This is a genomic window from Mycobacterium sp., assembly GCF_049647605.1.
Taxonomy (GTDB): domain Bacteria; phylum Actinomycetota; class Actinomycetes; order Mycobacteriales; family Mycobacteriaceae; genus Mycobacterium.
Window position 1 is genome coordinate 21,594 of record NZ_JBARXZ010000183.1, and the last position, 6,000, is coordinate 27,593.

Below are 6,000 nucleotides of genomic sequence, written 5' to 3' on the forward strand. Positions count from 1 at the left end.
GTGTTAATCGGAACGGTTGGGGGTAGCGATGGTGTTTACGGCGTGGCGAGTGCCTGTCATCTGCGGGGTGGTATTAAGCCTGCAGGCATCGGTTGTGCCTACTAGCCAGGCGGCGCCCTTCAGCAGTTGTGCGCAGGCGGAGGCCGCGGGGGCGGCACCAATCTACGCGGGGCAGCCCGGCTACTCGCGGAAGCTGGACCGCGATGGCGACGGAGTCGCATGCGAATCAGGTTCGGGCGGCGCCTATTTGCCAGCTATGCCGTTCATCCCAGCGCCCGCACAGACAGCTCCGCCCGTGGTCAGCACACCTGTGGCCGAGCCAGTTCCCGCGCGTGACACGGCCACTCCAACGGAGACCTGTACAGACTGGATGAAATTGAGAATCAACCCGGTCACGGGAGAAGAACAGGTGTGTGGACCGATTGGCTCGCCTGCGACCATCCTCTACTGGATACCTCCACAACCGATGCCCGGCGGTGTCCATCCGGCAGGTTCCCCCTGTGTCGGTGTGCCGAACTACACCTTCGGCCGATCGACCGACGACTACCAAGTCTGGTGTGCCTACGGGGTCGGTCTTCTGATGCCCGGTGGCGGCAAACTCGATTCGCCGCAACCGGTTTGGGTTCTCTATAGCCCCTAGCAGAATGCATTTTGCTAAAGATCTTCGTCGTCTGAAGCGATGAGCTCGTACAGTTCCTGGTGCATCACTGCGCGTACTGCATCCGTGCGCGCTGCTCTTCTCAGTGCGTCCTCAACTCGCGGGTGAGGAGGGGTGCAGTGCTGACGTTTCCACAGTGCTACTCGCCGATCACCGAGAGTGCCGGCTTCTGCGCGGACCATCCAGGTGATCTTTTCGGCTTCGGCCGCGATGAACTCGGCACGTTGGGTGTCGGTCCATTCGTCGGGGAGTCCGAGGTCGGTGGTGTAGACCGTGTTGACGGCGTGAAGGATGGTGGGGTCGGTGTCGAGTGGCATGGACTCGATGGTGCAGGCGTGGATGCGTCGCCGGCGGTTGGCGCTTCGGGGCCGGATTGGTCTGCTCATGGGTCGGCCCTCCTGCGAGCTGCGGGGACCAACTGGTCCCTCTTCAGTCGAGGTTACTCGTGGTCCCGGCGAGAACGGGGTAGGCGCTGCCAGTGGCATCGATAGTGTTCTACTGGAATGAGTTTCGGTTCAGTCATCGATGCCGAGTGAGTCGTCGGGTGTGTCGAGGCCGCGTGTGCGGTGCTGCCAGCTGAGGGTGAGTTGGAGGCGGTGCGCGGAGCGGATGGCGCGGGCTGCGGTGTCGTAGCGGGCGAGCAGGTGGCGCCAGGGTTCCGACAGGCGGTCGCGATCGAGTCGGCCGGCCAGCGTGATGGCCGGTGTCGGTGCCCTGTGATGGTCGCGAGGTGCGCCTGGGGTGAGGTCGGTGGACCAGGGTGCGGTATCGGCGAGCAGGCGTAAGGCGGAGCTGCTGAGGCCGTGGCGGCCGCTGTCGAGGAGGATGGCCCGGGCGTTGTTGCTGGTGATGTAGTCGATGAGGGTGGCCAGGTGCGCGGGGTCGGCGTCGGCAGGCTCGTCGATGAGGACAAGCGGGTGTGGTGGCAGCGACCACACATGGTCGGCGATGTCGGGGTCGTCGACGGTGGTCGCGGCATCGGCGAAGCCGGCTGCGCGGGCCGTCGCTGCGTCCTCGTCGGTGGCGCTCAGCCACAATACTTTTCGATTCTCGCGGTTGGCAGCGATGCGTAGTGTGTGGAGGGCCGCGAGGGTGTCGGGGTTGGTGGTGTCAGCGCGGGTGCAGCTGAGCAGGTAGGGCCCGGACGCCAATTGTGTGAGCTGTGCCGCGGTGGTCCTATCGCAGTTGATCAGTGCTCTGTCGGGAATGGTGAGTGGGGCGTGTTCGATGTCGACGCGGCCGGCGGAGGTGAGGAGGTCGACTTCGGTGCGTGCGCAGGTGAGCAGCGCGGCCAGGGTGTCGTCGGCGGCGGTGTGGGCGGTGGCGAAGGCGGTGGCGATGCCGCGTTCGGCGCGGTCGAGTTCGTTGCGCAGAGTGTTGAGGCGGTGCCGCAGGTGATCGCGTGTGGCGCGGTCGGCGGCTTCGGCAGCGCCGCGGGCTTGGGCGAGGTCGGCTTCGGTGACGATGTGTCCACCGGCGGCCGCTGATCGGGCGTCGCGGGCCGCGGCGAAGGCCTGCTCGAACTGCGTGCCGTAGTCGGCGTCCGGGAGTTGGTTGGTGTGGAAGTCGAGTTCGGCTCGGGCGGAGGCAATCTCGAGCTCGTCCGCGCCGTCGGTGTGGAGCAGGGTGTGCAGATGGCGGCGGGCGTGTTCGACCATCATCCGGAGTTCGGTCTGGGCGGCGTCGGCGTCGCACCATTGCTCCATGGCGGTGGCGAGGGCGTCGCGGTAGGGGTGGTCGGCGTCGATCTGGCGGCGCATCCGCAGGAGTTCGTCGTCGGCGGCGCGCCTCGCGGGGCCGGTTCCTTGACGGAGGTCAGCCTCGAGTGCGGTGAGGTCGTCGCAGACCGCGCGGTACTCCTGGTGCAGTGCGGCAACACCCTCCATCGTGATCCGCGGTGGACGGGGTGGCGCGGTGGTGGTGAGCGCCTCGAACGGCAGACCTTCGTAGGGCCCGGTCCCGTCGTCGAACGCGGCGACGTCGAGGTCGATGTCCGGATGATCGTCGACGAGTGCGTCGTCCTCGATGTCGCCGTAGGTGGTGAGGGTGTCGGCGTCGGGCGGAAAGTGTTCGTCGTCAGCGGGATCCGGCGGTGGATTGTCGGGCAGCGGGATGTCGTCGAGGCCCGTGCCGTGGTGGGTGCGCAGTCGGTGGGTGAAGGTGTCGACGGTGTAGGTGATCAGGCGGGCGTAGTCCCCGGCAGGTATCGGTTGGTCGGTGTCGGCGAGGTGTTCGTCCGCGAAGTGCAACAGGTCGCGGGGTGTCCAGGTGTCGGGGTCGGCGGCGCTGATGGCGGCGACCAGGCCGGGCCAGTGCGGGTCGGCGATGATGGTTTCGGCCAGCACGGTGCCGAAGACCGCGTCGAGGTCGGCGATCCACGCGGGCCGCAGCCGTGAGCGTGTGGTGGCGAGTGTGGTGGTGGGGGAGATCGCGCCGACGATGCGCCACCACAACGCTGCCGCGGGCAGTTCGTCGGGCAGCGGTGTGCGGCTGAGGGCGGTGGTGAGGATGTGGCGGAGGTCGGGGGTGGTGCGGGCGGCGCGGGCCAGGTTCGCGGCCAGCTGCGGCCAGTAGGCATCCGCGCGCAGTCGTGGGTGCAGGGTGTCGAGGAGGTCGTTCCAGCGGGTGGTGTCGGCACTGGTGCGTCCGATGCCGGCGGCCGCGTGCCTGCGGAGCAGGGTTTGGACGGCGGCCGTGCGGGCCGGGTACTGCCAGGCGCCGGTGAGGCGGGTGTCAGCGTCCTCGACGCCGACGGCGGCGCGGAAGACGGCGATCTCGGCGGTCAGCGCGGTGTTGACGGTGACCAGCGGACGCGCCCAGGCGGGTGCAGTGGCGTGCGTCCAGCCGCGGGCGTGGGCGCGGATCTCGTCGGCGAGGTGTGCGACGAGTTGTTCACGACGCAGCAGGTAGCCACCCCAATGCGGATCGTCTTGTAGGGCTGGGGGGATGGCGGGTAGCCACCGTAGGACGCCGACGCCGCAGCAGTGGGTGCCGGTGGGGTCGAGGCGGTGATCGAGGACGGCGGCGGGATCGGCGGCGTCGTCGACGGCGCCGTGGGCGAGGGCGTCGACCAAGAGCTGGTGCGGGTCCGCACCGGCCACGGCGTTGACGGCGAGGTTGCGGCGCAGCACCGGCCACGCTTGTCGGGTGCTGAGTGCGTGGAGCAGGGTGTCGGCGACGGTATCGAGATGCTCGCGGGCGTGGGGGCCGAGGTGGTGTTCGGCGGCAGCGCCGAGGGCGTCGTAGAACATGTCGGCGGCGGCCTGCAGGCGGGCGGCGGGATCCTGCGCGCGGCGGGCTTCGGTGGTGGCGGAGACCTGGGCACCATCGCGGGCCAACGCGCGGGCCAGGACATCGACGGCAGTGTCGGGGTGGGTGGCTTTGGGGGACAGCAGCCGATGCGGGTCGGCTTCGGCGGTGGACAGGTAGAGGTGGTTGGCGTCGGTGGCGCGGGTCAGCGCGACGTAGAGGTGTTGGCGGGTCAGGGTGTCGGAGCCGACGATGTGGCAGCTGCCTCGGGTGTCGCGGCTGCCGGCAGTCAAGCCTTGGGCGGAGTCGATGGTGGCGGCGTAACCCAAAGCGACGTGCTCGGTGACGTACCCGGCGGGCAGGGTGACGGTGTGGCCGCTGCGCGAATGCCGGGCCGCGACGGACCCGTCGGGCAAGATGTCAGTGATGGTGTAGCGGTAGCCGTTGCGGACGAAATCGTTGCGGCCGAACCGAAGTGAGCGGGCGTTGCGGCGGCTGCGAATGGTGTCGCCGACGCTGGCCTCCAAACCGTCGGCCAACACCACCGCCGGCGCATCGGCCGTGTCGGGGTGGGTGGCGAGTCGATCGGTGCGGGCGCGGGCATTGAGGGCGTTGATGACGTCGTGGGTGGGGGCCAGCAGGACGGAGTCCACACCGGCGGCGAGATCAGTGCGCCAGGCGTGGTAGGCCATGTCGGCGGCGGTCTCGTTGGTGCCGACGTGGATGCGGTGGTGGTCGAACCGCGCTGTAGAGCTGATCTTGCCCTGTCACATGAGAGCCGAGCACCACAGCGGTGGATCTGTACAGCGGGGGATTAGATGGCCAACCACCGCCATAATTGCGTGCATCGAGGAGTGTCAGGGACTTGCCGGTATCGAGTTGCGCGTGCAAAGTCTCGGGCTTGAAGGCCTCGACTGAGTGGGTAGCAGATGCCGATCTGGCCCAGCCCATCGGTTGTCCGCCAGCGTCACGGCCTATCGTTAAGATCCGCGGATCGGGAGTTAGCGCTCCGTCCAGCTTCGCTTCAAACTGATTCTCGAGGAGCTCACCGAAAAGTCCACGGACACGCTGGCCCGGTGAGCTAGGTAGCCAGAACTGAGCCCCAGCTGACGAAACAGTCTCCTGTTCAACTGAATGCACGCCTGCAGTCTCCTGTCGGGATCTGGAGCATCGACACCGTACTTGCCTAGCTTTGGAAGACTCGAGGCCAACAGTAAATCCAGTTCCTGCGTTGGTTCTTGAACCGCTCTGATTGTTCAGTGGCGGCCGATAGCACTGCCCCGTCGACGCCGGCTTCCAGCAGCAGTCGCAGAGTCAGCATCCAATGCAGAGACTGGTTCAGTGAGCTCATTTGGCGGAGCTGATGGGTGCTGAGTCCACTCTGGCCGAGCCCGTGGGCCAACGCGATTCGCTGGTCGACTACCGCCTTCTTCCATCGGCCCAGATGTCCGACACAGGCTGGGATGGCAGCCGCCACGGGCTCGGCGAGAGCCTGAACTCGTTTGTCAATGGCCATGTAGATGTCCCCGCTGGTGGCCAGGAAAAGTCCCCACCCCGTTGCGGGTGATTGGCTAATTTTTGGTGGCCCCCTTTTTGTGGTCGGCGTGGCGCATCCGGTAGGACTCGCCGGAGGTGATGACGATGGTGGCGTGGTGCAGTAGTCGGTCGAGGATGCTGGCGGCGGTGGTGTGCTCGGGCAGGAAGCGTCCCCATTGCTCGAAGGGCCAGTGCGAGGCGATGGCCAAGGAACGGCGTTCGTAGCCGGCGGCGACCAGACGGAACAGCAGTTGGGTGCCGGTGTCATCGAGCGGTGCGAAGCCGATTTCATCGACGACCAGGAGGTCGGCCCGCAGGAGTGAGTCGATGATTTTGCCGACGGTGTTGTCGGCCAGGCCCCGGTAGAGCACCTCGATCAGGTCTGCGGCGGTGAAGTAGCGGACCTTGAAACCGGCGTGCACAGCGGCGTGCCCGCAGCTGATCAGCAGGTGACTCTTGCCTGTTCCAGGTGGGCCGATAACGGACAGATTCTGTTGCGCTCGAATCCATTCCAGACTCGACAGGTAGTCGAACGTGGCCTGGGTGATCGACGATCC

Annotated in this window: 3 protein-coding genes and 1 pseudogene; 1 reads left to right on the forward strand and 3 read right to left on the reverse strand. The window is 67.0% G+C overall.

Annotated elements, in window-relative coordinates; translation table 11 throughout:
• Positions 1-127 precede the first annotated feature (127 nt).
• Positions 128-226: pseudogene (locus WBB07_RS23595) on the forward strand (excalibur calcium-binding domain-containing protein); the annotation flags it as partial.
• Positions 227-654: 428 nt separating this feature from the next.
• Here WBB07_RS23595 and WBB07_RS23600 read toward each other — a convergent pair.
• From WBB07_RS23600 to WBB07_RS23610, 3 genes are all read right to left on the reverse strand, one after another.
• A complete protein-coding gene (locus WBB07_RS23600; RefSeq protein WP_526311113.1) occupies positions 655-1,044 on the reverse strand; it encodes a hypothetical protein in 390 nt (129 codons plus the stop codon).
• A 129-nt stretch (positions 1,045-1,173) separates the two neighbouring features.
• A complete protein-coding gene (locus WBB07_RS23605; protein ID WP_526311115.1) occupies positions 1,174-4,599 on the reverse strand; it encodes a C-terminal helicase domain-containing protein in 3,426 nt (1,141 codons plus the stop codon).
• An 879-nt stretch (positions 4,600-5,478) separates the two neighbouring features.
• A partial coding sequence (locus tag WBB07_RS23610) for an ATP-binding protein (protein ID WP_526311117.1) occupies positions 5,479-6,000 on the reverse strand: 522 nt, incomplete at its 5' end.